The 21,103-nt window shown below is 54.1% G+C and carries 20 protein-coding genes, 1 tRNA gene and 1 pseudogene; 11 read left to right on the top strand and 11 right to left on the bottom strand.

Translation table 11 applies throughout. The annotated features are described in order from the left end of the window. Nucleotide 1: 1 nt before the first annotated feature. Nucleotides 2-77 (bottom strand) — tRNA-Val (locus GA0061070_RS11320). 257 nt (nt 78-334) lie between these two features. On the opposite strand from GA0061070_RS11320, the gene gltX reads away from it, so the two are divergent. Continuing rightward, the gene (gltX, locus tag GA0061070_RS11315) at nt 335-1,750 is read left to right on the top strand and encodes a glutamate--tRNA ligase (RefSeq protein WP_090136202.1); all 1,416 of its coding nucleotides are present in this window, start codon (nt 335-337) and stop codon (nt 1,748-1,750) included. A gap of 255 nt (nt 1,751-2,005) precedes the next feature. Here the strand turns inward: gltX and GA0061070_RS11310 are convergent, their stop codons facing one another. From GA0061070_RS11310 to GA0061070_RS11290, 5 genes are all read right to left on the bottom strand, one after another. Next, entirely contained in the window at nt 2,006-2,605 is a 600-nt protein-coding gene (locus tag GA0061070_RS11310; RefSeq protein ID WP_090136200.1) for a nitroreductase family protein, read from the bottom strand. A 129-nt stretch (nt 2,606-2,734) separates the two neighbouring features. Continuing rightward, nucleotides 2,735-2,944, bottom strand: a complete 210-nt coding sequence (locus tag GA0061070_RS11305; protein ID WP_090136198.1) for a YdgH/BhsA/McbA-like domain containing protein — start codon at nt 2,942-2,944, stop codon at nt 2,735-2,737. A 200-nt stretch (nt 2,945-3,144) separates the two neighbouring features. Beyond that, nucleotides 3,145-3,387 (bottom strand): DUF1158 family protein, encoded by a 243-nt coding sequence (locus GA0061070_RS11300; RefSeq protein ID WP_090136196.1) that lies wholly within the window; start codon nt 3,385-3,387, stop codon nt 3,145-3,147. 73 nt (nt 3,388-3,460) lie between these two features. Further along, nucleotides 3,461-5,368 (bottom strand): methyl-accepting chemotaxis protein, encoded by a 1,908-nt coding sequence (locus tag GA0061070_RS11295; RefSeq protein WP_208598167.1) that lies wholly within the window; start codon nt 5,366-5,368, stop codon nt 3,461-3,463. A 209-nt stretch (nt 5,369-5,577) separates the two neighbouring features. Further along, on the bottom strand, nt 5,578-6,696 hold the full coding sequence (locus GA0061070_RS11290; protein ID WP_090136192.1) for a YbdK family carboxylate-amine ligase: 1,119 nt from the start codon (nt 6,694-6,696) through the stop codon (nt 5,578-5,580). A 391-nt stretch (nt 6,697-7,087) separates the two neighbouring features. Between GA0061070_RS11290 and GA0061070_RS11285 the strand changes: the two genes are divergently transcribed. The 6 genes and pseudogenes from GA0061070_RS11285 to GA0061070_RS24750 form a co-directional block, all read left to right on the top strand. Beyond that, nucleotides 7,088-8,746 (top strand): ABC transporter substrate-binding protein, encoded by a 1,659-nt coding sequence (locus tag GA0061070_RS11285; RefSeq protein WP_090136190.1) that lies wholly within the window; start codon nt 7,088-7,090, stop codon nt 8,744-8,746. Between the two features lie 13 nt (nt 8,747-8,759). After that, on the top strand, nt 8,760-9,713 hold the full coding sequence (locus tag GA0061070_RS11280; RefSeq protein WP_090136188.1) for an ABC transporter permease: 954 nt from the start codon (nt 8,760-8,762) through the stop codon (nt 9,711-9,713). A gap of 2 nt (nt 9,714-9,715) precedes the next feature. After that, nucleotides 9,716-10,609 (top strand): ABC transporter permease, encoded by an 894-nt coding sequence (locus GA0061070_RS11275; RefSeq protein ID WP_090136186.1) that lies wholly within the window; start codon nt 9,716-9,718, stop codon nt 10,607-10,609. Nucleotides 10,610-10,613: 4 nt separating this feature from the next. Then, complete coding sequence (locus tag GA0061070_RS11270) at nt 10,614-11,657, top strand: ABC transporter ATP-binding protein (protein WP_090136184.1); 1,044 nt, start codon at nt 10,614-10,616, stop codon at nt 11,655-11,657. After that, entirely contained in the window at nt 11,647-12,657 is a 1,011-nt protein-coding gene (locus GA0061070_RS11265; protein ID WP_090136183.1) for an ABC transporter ATP-binding protein, read from the top strand. The genes GA0061070_RS11270 and GA0061070_RS11265 overlap by 11 nt, the downstream gene beginning before the upstream one ends. A gap of 141 nt (nt 12,658-12,798) precedes the next feature. Beyond that, nucleotides 12,799-12,939: pseudogene (locus GA0061070_RS24750) on the top strand (Zn-dependent hydrolase); the annotation flags it as partial. Nucleotides 12,940-12,978: 39 nt separating this feature from the next. Here the strand turns inward: GA0061070_RS24750 and pdxR are convergent. Beyond that, nucleotides 12,979-14,451, bottom strand: a complete 1,473-nt coding sequence (gene pdxR, locus GA0061070_RS11260) for a MocR-like pyridoxine biosynthesis transcription factor PdxR (RefSeq protein WP_090136181.1) — start codon at nt 14,449-14,451, stop codon at nt 12,979-12,981. Nucleotides 14,452-14,684: 233 nt separating this feature from the next. Here pdxR and GA0061070_RS11255 point away from each other — a divergent pair, with 233 nt between their 5' ends. From GA0061070_RS11255 to GA0061070_RS11240, 4 genes are read left to right on the top strand one after another with little or no spacing between them, the layout of a single operon-like run. Beyond that, nucleotides 14,685-15,533, top strand: a complete 849-nt coding sequence (locus GA0061070_RS11255) for a transporter substrate-binding domain-containing protein (RefSeq protein WP_090136179.1) — start codon at nt 14,685-14,687, stop codon at nt 15,531-15,533. A 45-nt stretch (nt 15,534-15,578) separates the two neighbouring features. After that, complete coding sequence (locus GA0061070_RS11250; RefSeq protein WP_007370940.1) at nt 15,579-16,220, top strand: amino acid ABC transporter permease; 642 nt, start codon at nt 15,579-15,581, stop codon at nt 16,218-16,220. Between the two features lie 14 nt (nt 16,221-16,234). Further along, the gene (locus tag GA0061070_RS11245; RefSeq protein WP_090136177.1) at nt 16,235-16,900 is read left to right on the top strand and encodes an amino acid ABC transporter permease; all 666 of its coding nucleotides are present in this window, start codon (nt 16,235-16,237) and stop codon (nt 16,898-16,900) included. Beyond that, nucleotides 16,893-17,654 carry an amino acid ABC transporter ATP-binding protein gene (locus GA0061070_RS11240; protein WP_090136175.1) on the top strand — a complete coding sequence of 254 codons (762 nt, stop codon included), beginning with the start codon at nt 16,893-16,895 and terminating at the stop codon, nt 17,652-17,654. The genes GA0061070_RS11245 and GA0061070_RS11240 overlap by 8 nt, the downstream gene beginning before the upstream one ends. Nucleotides 17,655-17,766: 112 nt before the next feature. Here the strand turns inward: GA0061070_RS11240 and GA0061070_RS11235 are convergent, their stop codons facing one another. Genes GA0061070_RS11235 through GA0061070_RS11220 form a run of 4 tightly spaced genes read right to left on the bottom strand, consistent with a single transcriptional unit; the run spans nt 17,767 to nt 20,735 of the window. Next, complete coding sequence (locus GA0061070_RS11235; protein WP_090136173.1) at nt 17,767-18,534, bottom strand: GGDEF domain-containing protein; 768 nt, start codon at nt 18,532-18,534, stop codon at nt 17,767-17,769. Next, on the bottom strand, nt 18,528-18,944 hold the full coding sequence (locus tag GA0061070_RS11230) for a DUF1987 domain-containing protein (protein ID WP_090136171.1): 417 nt from the start codon (nt 18,942-18,944) through the stop codon (nt 18,528-18,530). Before GA0061070_RS11230 ends, GA0061070_RS11235 begins: the two co-directional genes overlap by 7 nt. Beyond that, entirely contained in the window at nt 18,937-19,518 is a 582-nt protein-coding gene (locus tag GA0061070_RS11225) for a SiaB family protein kinase (protein ID WP_425256052.1), read from the bottom strand. Before GA0061070_RS11225 ends, GA0061070_RS11230 begins: the two co-directional genes overlap by 8 nt. Nucleotides 19,519-19,526: 8 nt before the next feature. Beyond that, nucleotides 19,527-20,735 carry a SpoIIE family protein phosphatase gene (locus GA0061070_RS11220; RefSeq protein ID WP_090136261.1) on the bottom strand — a complete coding sequence of 403 codons (1,209 nt, stop codon included), beginning with the start codon at nt 20,733-20,735 and terminating at the stop codon, nt 19,527-19,529. Between the last annotated feature and the right edge of the window lie 368 nt (nt 20,736-21,103).

The raw sequence follows: 21,103 nt of genomic DNA, 5'->3' as shown, positions 1-21,103 counted from the left end.
GTGGTGGGTGATGACGGGATCGAACCGCCGACCCCCTCCTTGTAAGGGAGGTGCTCTCCCAGCTGAGCTAATCACCCCCGCTGTGTGGAGTCGCATTATAGGGAGAGTTGGAAATGAGTCAACGCATTTTCTAAATAAATTGTTCGTTCGTCGTAAATTTAGGCAAACCGCTGCGCAATGCGCCGCGAGAGCCTGATTTCTAAACAAAAGAGTGCGATACACCGCGCAATGAGGCAACAACATTGAGGAATCAGCCCACAGTGATAGAATATCGCCCACTCTTTTTTAAGCTATTGCCGACGGTCGGCATCTTTAATAAACGTAAGGCCAATTCATGAAAATCAAAACTCGCTTCGCGCCAAGCCCTACTGGCTACCTGCACGTTGGCGGCGCGCGTACTGCTCTCTACTCCTGGCTGTTTGCCCGTAACCATGGCGGTGAGTTTGTGCTGCGTATTGAAGACACCGATCTTGAGCGCTCCACGCCGGAAGCAATCGAAGCCATCATGGATGGCATGAACTGGCTGAACCTTGAATGGGATGAAGGTCCCTATTTCCAGACCAAACGCTTTGATCGCTACAACGCGGTGATTGATGAAATGCTCGAAGCGGGTACTGCATATAAATGCTATTGCTCGAAAGAGCGTCTGGAGCAACTGCGCGAAACGCAGATGGTGAACGGCGAAAAACCACGTTATGACGGCCGCTGCCGCCACGATCATTCACATCATGACGCTGACGAACCTTGCGTTGTGCGCTTCGCCAACCCGCAGGATGGCTCGGTGGTGTTTGACGATCAGATCCGTGGCCCGATTGAGTTCAGCAACCTCGAACTTGATGATCTGATCATTCGTCGTACTGATGGTTCGCCAACCTACAACTTCTGCGTTGTCGTGGATGACTGGGATATGGAAATTACACACGTTATCCGTGGTGAAGACCATATCAACAACACACCACGCCAGATCAACATCCTGAAAGCGCTGAATGCGCCGGTTCCGGCTTACGCGCACGTTTCCATGATCAACGGCGACGACGGCAAAAAACTTTCAAAACGCCACGGCGCGGTCAGCGTGATGCAATACCGCGATGACGGCTATTTGCCGGAGGCGCTGCTGAACTATCTGGTGCGTCTGGGCTGGTCGAGTGGCGATCAGGAGATTTTCTCTCGTGAAGAGATGATCAAACTCTTCTCGCTGGGCGCGGTGAGCAAATCAGCAAGTGCTTTCAACACCGATAAACTGCTGTGGTTGAACCACCACTACATTAATACGCTGGATCCGCAGTATGTGGCGACGCATCTGCAATGGCATATCGAGCAGGAAAAAATCGACACGCGTACCGGCCCGCAGTTGTTCGAACTGGTGAAACTGCTGGGCGAACGTTGCAAGACTCTGAAAGAGATGGCTGCAAGTTGCCGCTATTTCTACGAAGAGTTTGACGAATTCGACGCTGACGCAGCGAAAAAACACCTGCGTCCGGTGGCTCGCCAGCCGCTGGAAGTGGTGCGCGATAAACTCGCCGCAATTACTGACTGGAGCGCGGAAAACGTGCACCACGCTATTCAGGCAACGGCGGATGAGCTGGAGGTCGGGATGGGGAAAGTGGGTATGCCGCTGCGCGTTGCCGTTACCGGCGCGGGTCAGTCTCCGGCGCTGGACGTTACCGTTCATGCGATTGGCCAGACCCGCAGTATCGCGCGTATCAACAAAGCGCTGGGCTTTATTGCTGAACGCGAAAGCCAACAGTAATTCCGCTCTGGCTTCATGCAAGCCGCGGTGAGTCGCTGTGAAATGAACCCCGACGCTGTTCCCAGCCGTCGGGGTTTTTTTATTGCGCCAGCAAAGAGACGCATCCGTTTTTACGCGGTAATCAGTTGTAGCTATCGCGTATGCTGAAATATCGCACGCCTAATCCGCAACTGCCCCGACCGAAAAAAAGAAATCCCCGCGCATTGTCGCCAACGAGCGGGGATTTCACCTTCACCGGGGTGGTTTCAGGAATACTTAGCGGGCTACGACAAAACGTTTGTCATCGTCCATAAAGGCTTTTTCACCCGCCGGAGCCACGATGGAACCGAAGTTCATATGGCCGCGCAGTTTCCAGTTCGCCGGAATATCCCAGCTACGCTGCACGTCAGCATCAACGAGCGGGTTATAGTGTTGTAGGTTAGCACCAATTCCTTTTTCTGCCAGTGCCAGCCAGACGGCGTACTGGGCAATACCGGTACTGTGTTCTGACCAGACAGGGAAGTTGTCGGCGTAAGCAGCGAATTGCTCCTGCAACCCTTTCACCACCTCTTGATCTTCAAAGAACAGCACCGAACCCGCAGCGGCGGCAAAACCATCCAGTTTGTCGGATGTCGCTTTGAAACTCTCTTGCGGAACAATTTTTCTCAGTTGCTCGCGGGTCAACTCCCAGAACTTCACATGCTCTTTACCTAACAGGATCAACGCACGAGAACTTTGCGAGTTAAACGCAGAAGGTGCCTGGCGAATCGCTTCTTTAATAGTTTCGATAACCACTTCTTCTGTAACCGGCAGATCTTTACCAAGGGCATAAATGGTTCTGCGCTGTTTCGCTAAAGCAAGAAAATTGTCTGACATAACGGCTCCTGAAGTTGATGGCAATTCCGTGGTGTCGCTATTTGCGGCCTGCGGGAACAAAGTGCTAAAGAGTTTCTGCAACGGGTTCATGGCTCGTCTTATCCTGTTTGTTATTCCGGCTGGGAAAATTTATTTCGTCAGCTCAGCAGTCATATACACGCCGTTGTCAGTACGTGCGCTGGTGATTTTGTAAGAAGCATTGGCTTTTTCTGCCTGTGCAGCAATTTTGGCTTCAGCGGCGGAGAGTGTCGATGCGCTGGCGCTGATGCTCTGGGCAAAAGAACCGAAAGAGAGGACGGAGAGTGCGGCAACTGCAACGAAAGTTTTGATGAATTTCATGGTCGTGTTCCTGCATTATTTTGTTTGGGAGGGCTGAATTGCCCTGATGTGCAAAATCATATGCCTGATGAACACGAAGAAAAAGCTGAACTATTTGCGGATAACGTTCAAATAATTAGAACAATTATGGGATTAATTCTGCGCTGAAAATACATGCGATGCCCTGCCGCAGACAGGGCGGGGAGAGAAAACCAACGTCCTCAGACAGTGAGCCAGCGCCGCCAGATAAAACGCAGTACGAAAAACTCAATGCAGCCAAGCAGTAAAAACCACAGGCAGTAGAGCAGGGTATAAAGCTGGTTCAAATCCAGCAGATGAAAGCGCTGCATTAGACTTTGTGCCAGTTGCAGGCCCAGTGATGGCGCGGGAAGTATCAGGACTGAGATAAAGGCCATCAACAGGATGCCTGCCAGCGTAACCAGCGATTCGAGCGGGTGTTTCATAAGCGTTAATCATGGGTGAAAAAACGCATTGTCGGGGAAAGCACGCCGGAGCGCAACGTTCCCCCGTACAGTTTCACACCACCACGAAGCGATCGACCAGCGTCGTCATAGTTTTCGATTGTTGATCCAGCATCTGGCTGGCGCTGGCGGCGCTGGCCACCAGCCCGGCGTTTTGCTGGGTCACCTGCTCCAGTTGGTTCAGCGCCTCATGCACTTGCGAGACGCCGAGCGACTGCTCGCTTGCCGCATGGGCGATATCACTGACAAATGCCAGCATCTGCCCGGTATTGGCTTTCGCCGACTGCAAAGCCCGGTCGGATGCCTGCACCAGTGTCACGCCTTGCTCGATCTGCTCCATATTCTTGCTTATTAACTCGCGGATCTGTCGGGCATCGCTGGCGCAACGCTGCGACAGATTACGCACCTCGGAGGCTACCACCGCAAAGCCTTTGCCCTGCTCCCCGGCGCGGGCGGCTTCTACGGCCGCATTCAGCGCCAGCAGGTTGGTCTGGAAAGAGATCTCGTCGATGGAGCTGACAATGCTGGAGATCTGCTCGCTGGAACCGCGAATGGCAAGCATGCTGCTGCTGGCTTCTGCCGCCACGCGGCTGGCTTCTTGCACTTGCTGCTCCATCTCTTCGGTCAGCCTTTTCGCTTCGTTGGCATTATCCGCAGTCAGATTCACCGCTGTAGCAATCTGCTCCATGCTGGCGGCTGTTTCGACCAGTGATGCGGCCTGCTCATCGGTACGCGAAGCCAGATCCTGATTGCCATCGGCAATATCCGCGCTGGCGCTGCGCAGCACGGTGGCACCCTGTTTTATCTCGCTGACAATATGCTGAATGTTCTCAATGGCCTGGTTATAAGCGCGATTAAGCAGTGATAGCTCATCGCTGCCGGGCACATCGAGGCGCTGGGTCAGATCGCCATCCATCCCTTCGATGGTCGCCAGCGAGTGGTGCAACTGACGATGAATACTGCTGGCGACCAGCAGGGCGAAGAACAGCGCCACTACCAGTGCTGCGACGCTAACCAGCGCAAAGATAATCACCCCGCGCCACGCGTTGTCCGCCAATGACTGCGCCGTGGTGAGCAGCGTATCGGAAGCCGCATTTTCCACCGCTTTGAGTGCATTAATCCGCGCCGTCTGAGCATTGAACCAGTCTGCGGGCGCCACACCAAACCCGCCGCTAGCCGCATGGTCAATCGCCTGCTGGCGCAGTGCAAGGGCGTGCGCCGCCTGTGGTGCCTGCAACTGCGCGGCCAGTTTTTCATTCACCGCTGGCGGGCTGAAGGCCTGTGCCGCCGCGAGCCATGACAGTTGCTTACCCACCGTTTCATTCAACTGGCGGAACTGGCCATCAGTAAAGTGATCAGCGGAGAAGACATTCGACATCAGCGCGCGCTCAATACCGGTCTGCTCTTTGGCGTTCAGAACGCTGTAATAGGCCGCCAGTTGGTTAACGATCGCTCCGTTATCGGTCAATTGGCTGATCCCGCCAACGACATTAAGCAGGTCGTTAATAATTGCGCTGTACCACATCAGCGATTCCGTGCCGCTTACGCTCTGCGCACGAATTTGCTGCCGAAATGCGTCGACTCCCTGCTGGTGCTGTTGAAATTGTTCCAGTGCATGACGAATATCGCTATTCGCTTGCTGGAGGGGAAATTGTTTAAGTGCTTCAGTGAATTGCGTGATGACTTTGGAAGAATGTGGGTACTGGTCGTTTAATTCAGTAGAGAATTGTTGGCCTTCACTGCCCAAATATCCGGCACTTAATCCCCGTTCTTTTTGTAATTCATGAATAACGTTTCCAGCATATTTAGCCAGCAATGTTAAGTTCATGATGGTGCGCATTTGCTGGCCTGTTTCAAGACGATTCAGGATACCGTTAGATGCTAACCCTATGAGTGCAAACAATAAAGGTAAAAGTGCCAGTAATAATTTCAATTTCATTGATAAACGATATATCCATCTCATATAGATGCCTCAGGTTGGCTTTAACTTATATTGGTTATCGGGGAGAACGGGGTATACTTTATTTATAACGCGAAGCTTGTTGATATTTATCAATTCCGATAGGGGGTTCTACCACTTTGTGGTTATTATTTTGTAAGTGCCGCTGAAAATATATTTTAGCGCAGCAAGATATTAAGCTGCGCTAAAATTATCAGTCGAGTAAATTCTGCTTAGCCTGCTGCCCAAATTTCGGCATGTTTCTGCACCAGGCCAATTAATGAGCCGCCCTCCGCCACAAAATCGCGCATCAGTTGCGCCTCATTCTTGCCGTGTTTGACCAGCACTGCCAGCTCATCCAACGCGCTACCGGCATGGAGTTTGTCGGCCCACGGCGCAATTTTTTCCAGCAAACGCGTGAGATCTTCGGCGATGGTGTGCTGCTCGCCGCTATGAACGTCGGTAATCATCCCGTCCAGGCCGTAACGACACGCCTGGAAGCGGTTGAACTTGTACAGCAGGTAATCCTGCGGCTGATGCTTAAAGGGGCGCTCTGCCAGCAACCAGTGCGATACCGCCTGAATAAGCCCGGCAATATTAATGGCGTGGGAAAGCGTCAGCGGCGTGTCCATCACTCGTACTTCAACAGTGCCAAAATTGGGGCTTGGGCGAATATCCCAGTGCAGGTCTTTAATGCTCTCAATCATCGAGGTGTAGCTCAGGCGGCGAAACAGACCGGTAAACTCCTGCCAGTTCGCCACCCACGGCATCGGGCCATTATCCGGAAAGGCGGAAAAAAGATTGAGGCGCGACGAGGCGTAGCGGGTGTCAGTGCCCTGGCTATAGGGTGAAGCGGCGCTGAGCGCAATAAAGTGCGGTACAAAGCGGGAAAGGCCATGCAGCAAATAGATGGCGTCGTCGCCATTCGCACAACCGGCGTGTACATGCTGGCCAAACACTGTCGCTTGCTGCATCAAATAACCGAACATCTCCACCGTGCGTGCATAGCGCTCATCCTCGCACACCAACTGGCGCTGCCATTTCTGGAATGGATGCGTGCCGCCGCCGCAAATCTGTACGTGATGAGCGGCCGCGGTTTGCAAAATTATCTGCTGCATGGCGGAAAACTGGTGCGCTGCCTGATGGATGTCGCGGCAGACGCCGGTGGCGATCTCCAGCATACTTTCGGTGATATCGTGCTTTACCTCGCCACTTGTCACCTGGTTTTTCATCACCTCTATCAACCGGGATGCATCCTGGCTTAAATCGTAGCCCGGCGGGTTAACTACCTGTAATTCCACTTCAACCCCGAGGGTCAGCGGATCCGAAACATGAAAATCGGCTAGCGGCATAGTCGTCCCTTATGAAATGAGTTTCCATTATTATGGAAGTGAATGGCTGATCCTTCCTCTTTTGCCGCCGCACGCGTTACCCGCACTGAAGTGATTGCTTATGATTTATGCATTGTCATGAAAAGATTTAATAAATAGTCGCAGAGTAAAATAATATCTCTGTGAAACCACTATTTTCCCGATTTAATGGTGCATTTTTGTAACATATTTCCCGAAATGGGTGCGCTTACCGTCGCGAACGATATAAAGTGGTTATCCGTAACGCTGCATAATGCCCTGAGTAATAACCCTTTCTGATATTTTCTGCATCTGAATGCGATAAATTCTTGTTTATTCGGCTGGTATGTATCTTGCCTGTTAAATGTCTCATTTATTTAACAGGGACACTGTGATGCTTAATCAATCTTTTTGGCGTAAACATCATATTGCGGCCGTTATTGGTGCGTTGGCGCTGGCAGGGGGATTGCAGGCGCAGGCCTCAACATTGCGTATTGCGATGACCGCAGCGGATATTCCGTTAACGCTGGGCCAGCCTGACCAGGGCTTTGAAGGCAATCGCTTTACCGGTATTCCGTTATATGACGCGCTGGTGGAATGGGATTTGTCGCAAGGCGAAAAGCCGAGCGGGCTGGTGCCGGGGCTGGCTACCGAATGGCATGTTGACCCGCAAAACCAGAGTCGCTGGATCTTCACGCTGCGCCCTGGCGTGAAGTTTCACGATGGTACGGAAGTGAATGCTGACGCCATTGTCTGGAACGTGGGTAAAGTACTGGATAAAGCTGCGCCGCAATATGCACCGGGGCAAATCGGCAACACGTTATCGCGTATGCCGACGCTGACCGGCGCTGAAAAAATTGACGATCACACGGTCGTGCTCACCACCTCAGAGCCGGATGCGCTGCTGCCGTACAACATCACCAACCTGTTTATTGTCTCGCCGACGGCGTGGCAGAAAATCTATGACGCAGTGCCAGCCTCGACAGGCGATACCGCCGCGCGCAGCAAACAAGCGTGGACCACCTTTGCCTCGCAGGCCGTCGGCAGTGGGCCATTCAAGCTGGAAAAACTGGTGCCGCGCCAGCAGTTGATCCTCGATAAGAACCCGGATTACTGGAACAAAGATCGCATTCCGCGCGTCGATAAAGTGGTGTTGATTCCGCTGCCGGAAGCCAATGCCCGCACCGCTGCACTACTGTCGAAACAGGTGGACTGGATTGAAGCGCCAGCGCCGGATGCGGTCGATCAGATCAAAGCGCAGGGTTTTAAAATCTACGCCAATACTCAGCCGCACCTCTGGCCGTGGCAGTTCTCGTTCCTGGAAGGGTCGCCGTGGCGCGACATTCGCGTACGTAAAGCGGCCAACCTCTGCCTTAACCGTTCCGAACTGAAAAGCTATCTCGGCGGTTATATGTCAGAAGCGACCGGGGTGTATGAAGAGGGCAATCCGTGGCGCGGCAAGCCGACATTCCAGATCAAATACGACCCCGATACCGCGCGTAAGTTAATGACCGAAGCGGGCTACAGCGAAAGCAAACCACTGCACGTTACCGTGGCGATGTCAGCCTCGGGTTCCGGCCAGATGCAGCCGCTACCGATGAACGAGTACATCCAGCAGAGCCTGAAAAGCTGCTATTTCAACGTTGATATCAAGGTCAACGAGTGGAACACGCTGTTCACTAACTGGCGTTTAGGAGCGAAAGATCCGTCCGCGCAGGGGGTTAACGCCATCAACGTCAGCGCTGCGGTGACCGACCCGTACTTCGGCATGATCCGTTTCTCTACCGCAAAAGCCTTCCCGCCTACCGCCACCAACTGGGGTTACTTCACCACGCCGGAAACCGAAAAACTGGCGGCCGCTGTCAAACATGCTTTCACTCCAGCTGAAATGGATAAAGCCGCCGGTGAACTGCATGCTGCGCTGGTGGATCAGGTGCCGTTCCTGTTTGTGGCTCATGACGTTGGCCCGCGCGCCATCTCTCCGGCCGTTACCGGCGTGGTGCAACCACAGAGCTGGTTTATTGATTTAAGTCTGGTGAGCAAGAAAGAGTAACTGAGGAGAGGCCATGATCAGCACACTTTTTTACCGCGTTTTGCTGGCTATTCCGACCATGTTAGGGGTAGCGGTAATCTGTTTTCTGCTGGTGCAAATCGCGCCGGGCGATCCGCTGGTGTCGGTGATGCCGCCGGATGCTTCCGAAGCGATACGCCAGACGCTGATGCAGGCCTACGGTTTTGACAAGCAGCTGCCGGTGCAGTTTGTACACTGGTTGTGGCGGGCGCTGCATGGCGATCTGGGCATGTCGATCGCCACAGGGCGTCCGGTGATGAGCGAGGTGATGACAGCCGTGACGTACTCATTACGGCTGTCGCTATTGGCAACGCTGATTGGTTTTGTGCTTGGTAGCTTGTTTGGTTTTGTCGCGGGTTACTTTCGCAACAGCATTATCGATCGCATCGCATCGCTGCTGTCGGTCTTCGGCGTCAGCGTGCCGCACTACTGGCTCGGTATGCTGCTGGTGATTATTTTCTGCGTCAAGTTTGCGCTACTCCCCGCTACCGGCGGTGGGCCGATTGGCGAAACCGGCTGGCAGTGGGACTGGGCGCATCTGCAATTTATGCTGCTGCCCGCCGTCACGCTGTCGGTGATCCCCACCGGCATTATCGCCCGCACCGTACGTTCGCAGGTGGCAGATATTCTGAGCCAGGAGTTCATTGTTGGGCTACGCGCCCGCGGTCTCAATGAGTCACGCATCTTTCTGCATGTGGTAAAAAACGCTGCGCCGACCGCGCTGGCGATCATGGGCTTGCAGGTTGGCTACCTGATGGGCGGCTCGATTCTGGTAGAAACGGTCTTTGCATGGCCCGGCACCGGGCTGCTGCTCAATACCGCCATCTTCCAGCGCGACCTGCCGCTGTTGCAGGGAACGATCTGGGTGCTGGCGCTGTTCTTCGTGCTGCTCAATCTGCTGGTGGATGTGCTGCAAACCTCCCTCGATCCGCGCATTAAGAGGAGCTAACGATGGTGGATAGCGTAACGCCAAAAATCAACGTTGCCGCTGCACCTGTTGCGGCGACGCAGGGCTACTGGCGCGGCGTGGGTGTGCGGTTACTGCGCGATCCCACGGGCATGGTCGTAGGATGCATTATTCTGCTGTTGCTGCTGATGGCGCTGTTTGGCCCGTGGCTGATCCTCAAAGATCCTTACCAGACATCAATGTTTCTGCGCCTGAAACCGATCGGCACCGAGGGATTCCCACTCGGTTCCGATGAATTGGGGCGCGATATGCTCTCACGCCTGACCCTCGGTACGCGCCTGTCGTTGTTCATGGGCATTGTGCCGGTGGTGTTTGCCTTTTTTATTGGCGGCACCATCGGGATTATCGCCGGTTATGCCGGAGGGAAAACCAACACTCTGATCATGCGCACCATTGATATTTTCTACGCCTTTCCATCGGTGTTGCTGGCGATTGCGCTCTCCGGTGCGATGGGCGCAGGCATCGGTAACGCGCTGCTTTCGCTGACGCTGGTGTTTGTGCCGCAAGTGGCGCGTATTGCTGAAAGCGTTACCGCACAGGTGCGGCATATGGATTATATCGATGCCGCCCGCGCCACTGGTGCCAGTGCGTTCACTATTATTCGCGTGCAGGTGCTGGGCAATGTGCTGGGGCCAATTTTCGTCTTCTCTACCAGCCTGATTTCCGTCTGCATGATCCTGGCCTCGGGCTTGTCGTTTCTCGGCCTTGGCGTGCGTCCGCCGGAGCCGGAATGGGGATTGATGCTCAACACGCTGCGCACCGCCATTTATACCCAGCCGTGGGTGGCGGCACTGCCGGGGATGATGATTTTTATCACCTCCATCTCGTTTAACGTTCTGGCGGATCGTTTGCGCGCCGCCATGGCGATCAAGGAGTAACAGCATGCAACCTTTTATCAATGTCGATATTGGCGGTCCGGCGCAGCCGCTGTTGCGGGTGAACAATCTGCTGAAGCATTTTCACCTCGGCGTACGCAAAGGTCATGATGTGGTGCAGGCGGTGGATAACGTCAGCTTTGAAGTGCACAAAGGGGAAACCCTTGGCGTGGTGGGGGAGTCCGGCTGCGGAAAATCAACCACCGCCCGGTTACTGATGCAACTGCTGACGCAGGACAGCGGCGAGCTGGTGTTTGATGGCGAGGCAGTCGGTTCATCACGCTTGCCGTTGAAAGCCTACCGCCGCCAGGTGCAGATGGTGTTTCAGGACAGTTACGCCTCGCTAAACCCGCGCATGACCATGGAAGAGAGCATCGCCTTTGGCCAGCAGGTACATGGCATCAATCGCAAAGCGGCTAATGAATATGCCCGCTATTTGCTGGCGCACGTTGGGCTGGAGCCTGCGCGGTTTGCACACCGCTATCCACACGCCTTATCCGGTGGTCAGCGCCAGCGCGTCAATATTGCCCGCGCGCTGGCGATGAAACCCCGGCTGCTGATCCTCGACGAAGCGGTTTCTGCGCTGGATAAATCCGTGGAGGCGCAGGTGCTGCAACTGTTGCAAGAGTTAAAACGTACCCTTGATCTCACCTATGTGTTTATCAGCCACGATCTGCACGTGGTGCGCTGGTTGTCGGATCGCATTCTGGTGATGTACCTCGGCGAAGTGGTGGAAATTGGTCCATCGGAAGCGCTGTTCACCGCCTCCGCACACCCTTATACCCGCGCGTTACTCAGCTCGATGCCGTCGATGGATCCGCATAACCGTACCGAGGTTTCGCCGCTCTCCGGCGATCCGCCCAGCCCCATTTCGCCGCCTGCAGGCTGCCGTTTTCACACCCGCTGCCCGCACGCCAAAACGGTCTGTTCGCAGGTGAAACCACAACTGGCGCTGGTTGGTGAGGCGCATCAAAGTGCTTGCCTGATGTCGCAGCCGGGTTCGCCCTGGCACCGGGATATTCCACTACAGGAGGTGAGCGATGTCGCATGAAGCGTTCGTCCATATTCGCGATCTTCGCGTCGAGTTTCGCCGCGACGGGCAGACCGTCAATGCGGTCAACGGTGTTTCGTTTGACGTCCGCAAAGGTGAAGTGATGGCGCTGATTGGCGAATCCGGCTCCGGTAAAAGCGTCACCTTGCGTGCCTTGATGCGTCTGCATCCGCCGCAGAGTAGCCAGCTTAGCGGCACGATGAATGTTGGCGGTGCAACGGTGCTGGAGATGAACAGCAGCCAGTTACGCCACTACCGTGGGAAAATCTGCGCGATGATTTTCCAGGAGCCGTTGCTGGCTTTTGACCCGGTTTACACCATCGGCCAACAAATTGTGGAAGGCTTGCAGCGTCACGAAGGGCTGTCGCGCGCCGACGCGAAAGCGCGGGCGCTGGAGGCGTTGCGCCAGGTGCGTATTCCCAGCCCGGAGCGCCGTCTTGAGGCGTACCCGCATGAGATGTCTGGCGGCATGCGCCAGCGGGCGATGATTGCGCTGGCACTCTCCTGCAACCCGGAACTGCTGCTGGCCGATGAACCGACCACCGCGCTGGATGCCACCGTACAAATACAGATCCTGATCCTGCTGCGCGAGCAGCAAAAACTGCGCGATCTGTCGATTATCTTTGTCACTCACGATATTGGTGCGGCGGTGGAGATTGCCGATCGGGTAGCGGTGATGTACGCCGGTCGCATCGTGGAGGAAGCGCCGATTGCCGACATCCTCGCGCAGCCGCGCCATCCCTACACCCGCGTGCTGCTCGGCAGCCGCCCGAAAGAGGGGCTGAAAAAGGGCGATGTGCTGCACTGCATTCCCGGTTCGCCGCCGGATCTGGCCGCTCTACCGCCGGGCTGCGCATTTGCCGCCCGTTGCCCTCACGCACAGCCTGCCTGTAGCCAGCAACAACCCGTTACGGAATCGGTTGCCGAACGCCATATGGTCAGTTGCCACCGCTGGCGCGAACTGACAACTGACATCACACCACAGCAGGCATTCGCCTGAATCCGGGGAGGTAAATCGACGGTGCGCCGTTGGGGATTTCACTGATCGGCCCGTGCGGCAGCGATGCGCTGCTGGTGTCGATAGCCACCACCTTTATGCAGGAGAAATAAGATGACAAGCGAAGTTCTGCACAGCCACACACTGGCGCTGACAGGAATGATCTTTATTTCCTGCAAAGATGGCATCAGCCATAACGAAATTGAGTATGCCTCGCCGGAACATGTCACTGCCGGAGCGAATGTGTTGTTGCAAGTGATGATGGAGTACGCGAAAGCACAGTGATATACAGTGAGAAAGCCGCCCTCGTCGGGGCGGTTGTGCTTAGCAGAACTGCTCAAGCTGCCCGCGCAGGACTTCCACACCTGGGGCTATTGCCTGCGGGTTAATGGCATGAAAACCCATGCGGAAGAAATTATCTGGCGGCGCGGCATTGAGAAAATGGCGCGCGCCAGGTTCTATTAGTACGCCCGCATGCGCGGCCCGCCAGGTAAGCTGCTGCGTGCTGATATGCTCCGGCGTGCGTAGCCAGAAGGCGTTGGCATGCTCGCTGCCGTCCATCATCTGACACTCCGGCAAAAAGGTGTGCAGCGCATTGTGCAGGCTGTCCCAGCGGCGGGCGGAATCCTCGTGGTAGCGGCGCAAATGGGTTTCGTAGTGCCCCTGGGCGAGGAAATGTGCCATCTGATACTGAATGTTGGTTGGTGGATGGCGGTACACCAGACGACGCAGCGCGCGAGCCTCATCGATAATCTCCGGTGCGGCAACCATAAATCCAAGGCGCAACCCCGGCGACAGCGCTTTCGACAGGCTACTGACGTAGATCACTCGCCCACTGCGGTCGCTGGCTTTCAGCGCGGGCAGCGGGTTTTGCATAAAGTTACTTTCCGAGTCGTAATCATCTTCAATCACCACTGCATCATGACGGGTAGCGTACTCCAGCAACTGCGTGCGCCGCGCCTTGCTCATGGTCACACCGGTCGGTACCTGGTGGCCTGGCGTCACATAATAGTAGTCACAGGGCGTTTCATTGAGTACCAACCCTTCGCTGTCTACCGGGTGCGGCACAATCTGCGTATTGCTTAATAAAAAGGTGTTAATGGCTTCGCGAAAGCTGGGGTTTTCCACCGCCACGCGGGTTTCTTCAGACATCAGCAGGCGCGTCAGCAGGTAGAGCGCGTTTTGCGAGCCAAGGGTAATCAGAATTTCATCCGGCGCGGCGACAATGCCGCGTTTGGGTAACACGCGTGTGCGGATCTGCTCAACCAGCATTGGCACATCCTGGTCGATATGGTCAATCACCCAGGCCGGATCGCGCACGCCGCCGTGCAGCCAGTTCGCCGCTGCGCGCCAGGTAGCAAGGGGAAACTGCTGGGTATTGGGCTGGCCGTAGATAAACGGGTAGCGGTAGTGCATCCAGCCAGCAGGTTTGAGAATCGATTCCTGCTGACTGGGGGTAATTTTCAGGCGATCGCCCCATCGTGGTGCATCGCCCTCGCATTCGGGTGCAGCCACGACATTCTGCCCACTCGCCAGACCCGCAGAGTAATAATCCGGATGCAGGTAGTAACCACTGCGCGGGCGGCTGACCAGATAGCCTTCATTGACCAGACTTTCAAACACCAGCGCCGTGGTATTGCGAGAGACGCCAAGCTGGCTGGCGAGCTGGCGGCACGAAGGGAGATGGGTATCAGCCGGGAAAATACCACTCAGAATGGCATTGACCAGCGATTCGCGAACTTGCTCCTGAAGTCCACGCCGGGCGTCAAAATTTACATTCAGTAGATGGCGAATCATGCTGCACTCCTCTCGATATATCTTCTACATGAGTTGAGCAAGTTTCATACCAGTTTCCGACAAACTGACACATACGCTTACAGGAACTGGCTCTATTCAGAAGCGACTTTGCCTCCCTATTGTAAAAACGCAGTCATAAAACGTCGGGCGAATTTCTGTTTCGGCATATATCTTGCAAAGCTTCCGGCACCCCTGGAATGTACCGGTCTGGCAAATTAAATAAGGGTGGAGAGATGAAAAAAGTATTCGGCAAATATTGTCTTGCAGCCATGATCTCTTTGGCATTTTCATTACACGTAGTGGCAGCGGATTTACCTGAAATTGAAAAATCCGGCACGATGAAAGTCGCGACCGAAGATGATTATGCGCCGTTTAACTTTATGAGTAACGGCCAGACGGATGGTTTTAACAAGGATATGCTTGAAGAGCTGCGTAAATACGCAAAATTCAATATCAACCAAAGTATTTTGCCGTGGACTGGCTTACTTGCTGCGGTATCTACCGGCCAATATGATATGGCCCTCACTGGCGCGGTAATTACCGATGAACGCCTCAACGTATTTAACTTCACCCCGCCGTGGGCATCAGCACAACACTATTTTGTGAAACGCGCAGATGACAAAACGTTAAATACCATTGCCGATCTCAGCGGTAAGAAAGTCGGTGTTCAGGCAGGCAGCGCACTATTGGCGCGTTTGCCGGAACTGAAAGCGATGCTGGAAAAAGTGGGCGGCAAACTTGGCCCGGTCGTTGAGTATCAATCCTACCCGGAAGCCTATGCGGACCTGGCGAACAAACGCGTCGATTATGTCATCAACGTGGTGATTTCAGTAAACGACCTGGTGAAATCTAAGCCGAAAGTGTTCGCTAAAGGGTTGGCGGTTTCTGGCCCAGGTTATATGGCCTGGCCAATCCCGAAAAACTCGCCGGAACTGTTGAAGTTCATGACCGGGTTTATGAACCATCTGACCGAAACCGGCAAGTTGGCGGAGTTGCAGAAGAAATGGTTCGGTGAGACCTACGAACTGCCGAAAGAACCGATCACCAGCGCCGATCAGTTCCACAAGTTAGCCGGTCTGTAAGTGTAACGCGGCGGGAAACCGCCGCACGTTTTGAAAGGAGGGAACATGGACTTAATCTCGTGGCAGTTATTGATTGAAGGCGCATGGACGACCCTCTGGATCTCTTGCGTGGCGATTGCTTTCGGCGTGGTGATAGGTCTGGTGATTGCCTTTATCCGCATGATGAAGATCCCGGTTATTGATCAGTTGCTGGTGGTTTACATCAGCCTAGCTCGCGCGACGCCGCTGGTGACGCTGGTGCTGTTTCTGTTTTTATCGCTGCCTACGCTCGGTATTAATCTTGATAAAACGCCTGCCGCTATTTTGGCGCTGACGCTGAATACCTCGGCATTTAACGCCGAAATCTGGCGCAACGCATTTCGTAATTTCCCGCGTGAGCAACGGGAAGCGGCGGAGTCGGTCGGCATGCGGCGCTGGACCTATTTCCGGCAAATCATGCTGCCGCAGATGTGGATTGAAAGCCTGCCTGCGCTGGTCAATGAGATGTCGTTCCTGATTAAAGGCAGCCCGGCAATCGCGATCATCGGCGTGGTGGATTTAACCCGTGTAACCAATCGTATTTCCTCGGTGACCTATGAACCTCTATCGCCGATCCTGGCAGCCGGGTTGTTATACGTCATTATTATCGGTCTGCTGTTAAAGTTGCAGGGCGCAGCCGAACGTAAAGCGAAGCGCCTGGCGCGATAAGAGGCGGAGGAGATATGAATCAGTGGGGAATTATTTGGGCAGCGCGTGAGAGTTTTTTTAACGGGCTGCTGGCAACGCTGGAACTGTTTATTATTGCTGCCGTTGTCGGGTTGTTTATTGGTATTACGCTGTGCTATGTCATGGAGTATCAGTATCGCGTTATTAATCGTCTGATCATCGCTTTTGTTAGCCTGATGCGCGCTGTGCCATTTTTAATTCTGGCTTATCTGCTGTATTACGGACTACCGCAAATTGGTATCAGTATGGAAGCCTGGACCGCCGGTCTTCTGGCGCTGGTGATTTATCATGGCGCTTATTTCTTCGAGATATTACGCAGCCAGCGACGGATATTTTCCGCCGGGTATATTGAGGCCGCACAGTCACAGGGCTTTTCACGCTATAAAACCTTTCGCCGTATTATTCTGCCAAATATATTTTCGTCGTCGCTGCCGTTAATGGGCAACCAGCTTATTATTTGCCTGAAAGATACCGCGTTTCTGTGCATTATTACTGTGCAGGAGATTACCGCCGCTGCGAATAGTGTGCAGTCAACTTACTTTATTCCGTTTAACGCCTTTATTGTCGCCATAGCGCTCTACTGGGGGATCAGCATTCTACTGGAGTTGTTGATTAAGCGGCTAAGTCATTATGGAGCCAAAAGAGGAATGAGCCATGCCTGAAGCAAGTGCGGTTAGCATCAAAAACCTGTCCAAACAGTTTGATAACGTTGAAGTGTTGCGGGATATCAATCTGACGGTGGAGAAAGGATCTGTGGTGAGCATTCTGGGTTCGTCCGGCTCCGGTAAGTCGACGCTGCTGCGCTGCATGAACTGGCTGGAGCAGCCGGATCGCGGCGAAGTGCGTATCAGTGGACAGCGTATTGGGGTGGATGAGAAGACGGGCAAAGCGATGTCGCACAAAGATCTCTCCCATATCCGTGAGCGGGTAGGGATGGTGTTTCAGAGTTTCAACCTGTGGCCGCATTTGACAGTGCTGCAAAACGTCACCGAAGCGCTGGTGCATGTGAAAGGCATGAAGCGCGACGCGGCGAATGATATTGCCCGCCGTCAGTTGGAAAAAGTGGGCATGAGCCACAAGGCCGATGTCTACCCGATCACCCTTTCCGGCGGGCAAAAACAGCGCGTGGCGATCGCCCGATCGCTGGCGATGTCGCCGGAAGTGATCCTCTTCGATGAACCAACTTCGGCGCTGGATCCGGAGCTGGTGAATGAGGTGCTGGGGGTGATGAAATCTCTTGCGGCAGAAGGCTATACGATGGTGGTAGTGACCCATGAGATGGACTTCGCCCGCCAGGTGTCGGATGAAGTCGTGTTTCTGGAGAAGGGCTTGTTGATCGAGAAAGCACCGCCGGAGAAGTTTTTCACCAATCCGGATTCGGACAGGGTGAGGAAGTTTTTGCAGTCGAGCCGGTGAGAGGGAGTTTTGGTCTGAGGAATAGTTCCGTTCACATATGTTGACGTCAAGGTGGCTACCGAACGTCTGGTGAACGGAACTATTCCTCAGAACCTCAGAACCAAACAATCCCTTAATGCTGAATATTTTCCCGCGAAAAATTAACCGTCACCGGCGCGCTAAAAAAAGTCTCATGCAGCGCCACCTGATTTCGCCCACGCTTTTTCGCGTTATACAGTGCGCCGTCTGCTTCGCTGTACAGCGTTTCGAAGCTGCTCTCTTTAACACCGAGGCTGACGCCGAAACTGGCGGTGACCAGTTGCTGCGGCAACACTTCCAGCGGCGAAGCATTCAGCGAGGCGTGAATATAGCTGGCGGTAATCATTGCTTCCTCCACACGGGCGTTCGGCAGCACAATAGTAAATTCCTCGCCGCCGACGCGGCCGATGGCGACGTTCTCCGGCACGGCGTGACGTACGCGTGACACCAGCGCGCAAATCACCCGATCGCCGGTCGGATGACCATATTCGTCGTTAATACGTTTGAAGTGATCAATATCCAGCAGGATCAGCGCCACATCGCCTTTCAGCAGGCCGCTGTTTATCTGGTTGATGATTGCGCTGCGGTTAAACACATCGGTCAACGGATCGTGCGTCGCTTCATATTCCAGGCGCGCAGCAAGCTGCTGGAGTTGCTCGTTCATTCTCGTCAGTTCGCGCTCGGCGCGGTCGCTGCGGGAGATCAGACGATACGATTCGCGGATCAGACGCTGGTAGTGTCTGGATACGGCCCACAGTTTTTCGCGGCAGACCTCCGCAGGAAGTTGCGCATCGGCAGCCGCCAGCCGGGCTTCTTCGAGTACGGAATATTCCTCCCTGAAGAGCTCATTAATATCTAGCATGCGGTGATGTCCGGGATAAGAAACATAACCAGTGACGGGAAGTCGATACGCAGTTCCTGACCAAACTCTTCGGAGATGTCATCTTCCGGGTCGTAGTACCAGTGCAGCTCGCACGGTGCACCGCCTCTCGCGTGGTTATTCAGGATCTCAAATAGCGTAAACAACAGCTTGGTGCTTGAACTGTTGAAATAGCTGAGCGCGACGTGTAATTGCAGCGGTGCGCTGGTCTGTTGCCCGCTTTGCAGCCAGCCCTCCAGCGCATCCAGCAACGGGCGGAAGAACGCGGCGGCATTCTCCGGGTAGGCTTCGCCTTTCAGTTGCAGCTTTTGCGCGGCAAAATCAAATTTCACCTCCGGCGTGGCGGCGGTGGCGGACAATTCAATAGCAGGCGTCAATGTCATATCAGTCATGGCAAAACGTTGCCTTTAAGTGAAAGGCGGAAAGGGAGCTTGCCGCCAGTGGATGAATGCGATACTCCAGCGGAACGCTGGTATCGCGCGCCATGGTCAACAAACCGATATTGGCCCCTTTGCTGGTTGCCGGCGCTTCGTTTTTCAGCCCCTGCTTCCAGGCATCGCGGATCTCTGCCTGCGACATGCCGCGCAAGACTTCAAGGTTCGTTTGCAACAGAGTGGAGGCTTCCGGCCCCACCAGGTTTGCTGTTTCCAGGTAGTAATTGGTCTGATCCATATGAAAACAGACCGAACCAAAGCGCAGTTCGTGCTCAATGGTCGATAAAAACCGATCGTCGGCGGAGTAGCGCACAATGTTTTGCCCCATCTCGATAAATGCCGAGAAGAGTTTGCGGCGCGTCACGGCGGAGGATTCATGTTTATCCAGCCAGGCGCGGATCACTTCACCAAGCGAAACAATATGTTGCTGGGAAAAATAGCCGGTATAGAAAAGCTCAACGGCGTTTTGTCGTTGCAGCGTAAAAAGGGGTAACAGGACAGGGTCTTTGACCTGCAGGTCGTTTATTTGCATACATTTATCTACCAACGAAAACCAAACCATGTCATGTCATCGCGCGACGTTTGCTGCCCCTGCCACGCTTTCAGCTCCGCCAGCAGGGCTTCGGAAAGCGCAGGTAGCGGTAGCGCGCGGTGCTGCGTCAACAATGACTGAATACGTTTCTTTCCAAACATCACGTTACGCGGGCCACCGGGCTGATCGGTCACGCCATCGGAAACCAGCAACAGCGTGTCGCCACGGCGCAGCGGTGCCTGATAACGTTGCCACTGGTAATCTACCGGCGTATCGGTATAACCCACGCCTTTGCGGCAACTCTCCAGTACCACGCTCTGCTGAGCTTCTGCGCCCAGCAGAAACGCGTGCATACGGGCGCTGGCCCAGCACATCTGTTCATTTTCCGTATCGACAAACAGGGCGATGGCGTCGCAACCATCATTTGACTGGCTGCTGTCTGCTGATGGATGCACCTGGCTGAGCGTCTGTTTTATATGTTGATTGATATGGCTCAGCAGTAGCTCCGGTGCGTCAACTGGCGCCAGCGTCAGCGCTTTTTCCAGCGCTGAGGCGAAAATAAAGGTCATAAAAGCGCCCGGTACGCCGTGTCCGGTGCAGTCGGCCAGCACCATTAACCAGCCATTCTCCGCGCGCTGAAAAGCATAAATATCACCGCCGACACAGTCGCGCGGATACCAGTGCAGGCACCAGTCGTTGAGGGTTTTGTCAATGGTAGTGCGTGATCGGCTGAGCATGGATTCCTGAATTATTCGTGCATATTCAATGCTTTGCATGATTTGTAGATGCTGTTTGGCCTGCAAATCGGAAACGGTACGAATCAGATCGATGCCGAGGCCAATGCCGACATATTGCCCCTCTTCAGTGAGGATAAAACCTTCGGTCACGGCTTTGTCGCCAGTTTCAATGACCCGCCCGGAGAGATATTCGAGCCCCGCATTGGCATCGACAATCAGCGGGTTTTTATCCATAAACGCGATGCAACTCTTCTGATCGTACAGCTCGTGGAAAAAAGGGCGGCTCATCTGCGAGAGAAAAATATGTCGGTTAATCATGCCAATAGGTCGGTTATTTTCCAGCACCGGCAGACCGATCAACGATTTGTGTTCGTTGAACAGCGACATTACCTGCAGGTTATTGGCATCTGGTGTCACATGTGGGACGGCGAGACGCAAAATGCCTGCGTTAAGCTGCCGAGAAGAGAGCGGTATGTCCATCATCCATGCAAAACCCCCGTATTAAGAATAATCCTAGGTTATGGGGCGTTTGTGACGGTTTGATTTCAATTAAGTAACTCGATGAATAACGGAAGATTATTGCTACTTAAGTGAAATATTGGCGGTAAGAGAAGTAAGTTGCGTAGACAAAAAAAAGCCCGCTCTAGATAGGCGGGCAAAAATACTGGAAGCAATGTGAGCAATGTCGTACCAAATACCTGAGTGATTAACTCAACCATTCGGTAATGAGAATAATAATCTTTATCATTTTAGTAATCAACCCTAAAAAGGTGCACTTAGCGTGGTTTATTTCCGTTTTCTCGGTGGCTCCCTGGCAGCTTCATCAGACAGACCAGTATCGCGGATGC

Origin of the sequence: Kosakonia oryziphila (assembly GCF_900094795.1) — a bacterium.
Classification (GTDB): domain Bacteria; phylum Pseudomonadota; class Gammaproteobacteria; order Enterobacterales; family Enterobacteriaceae; genus Kosakonia; species Kosakonia oryziphila.
This window is presented reverse-complemented; position numbering and strand designations above follow the sequence as displayed.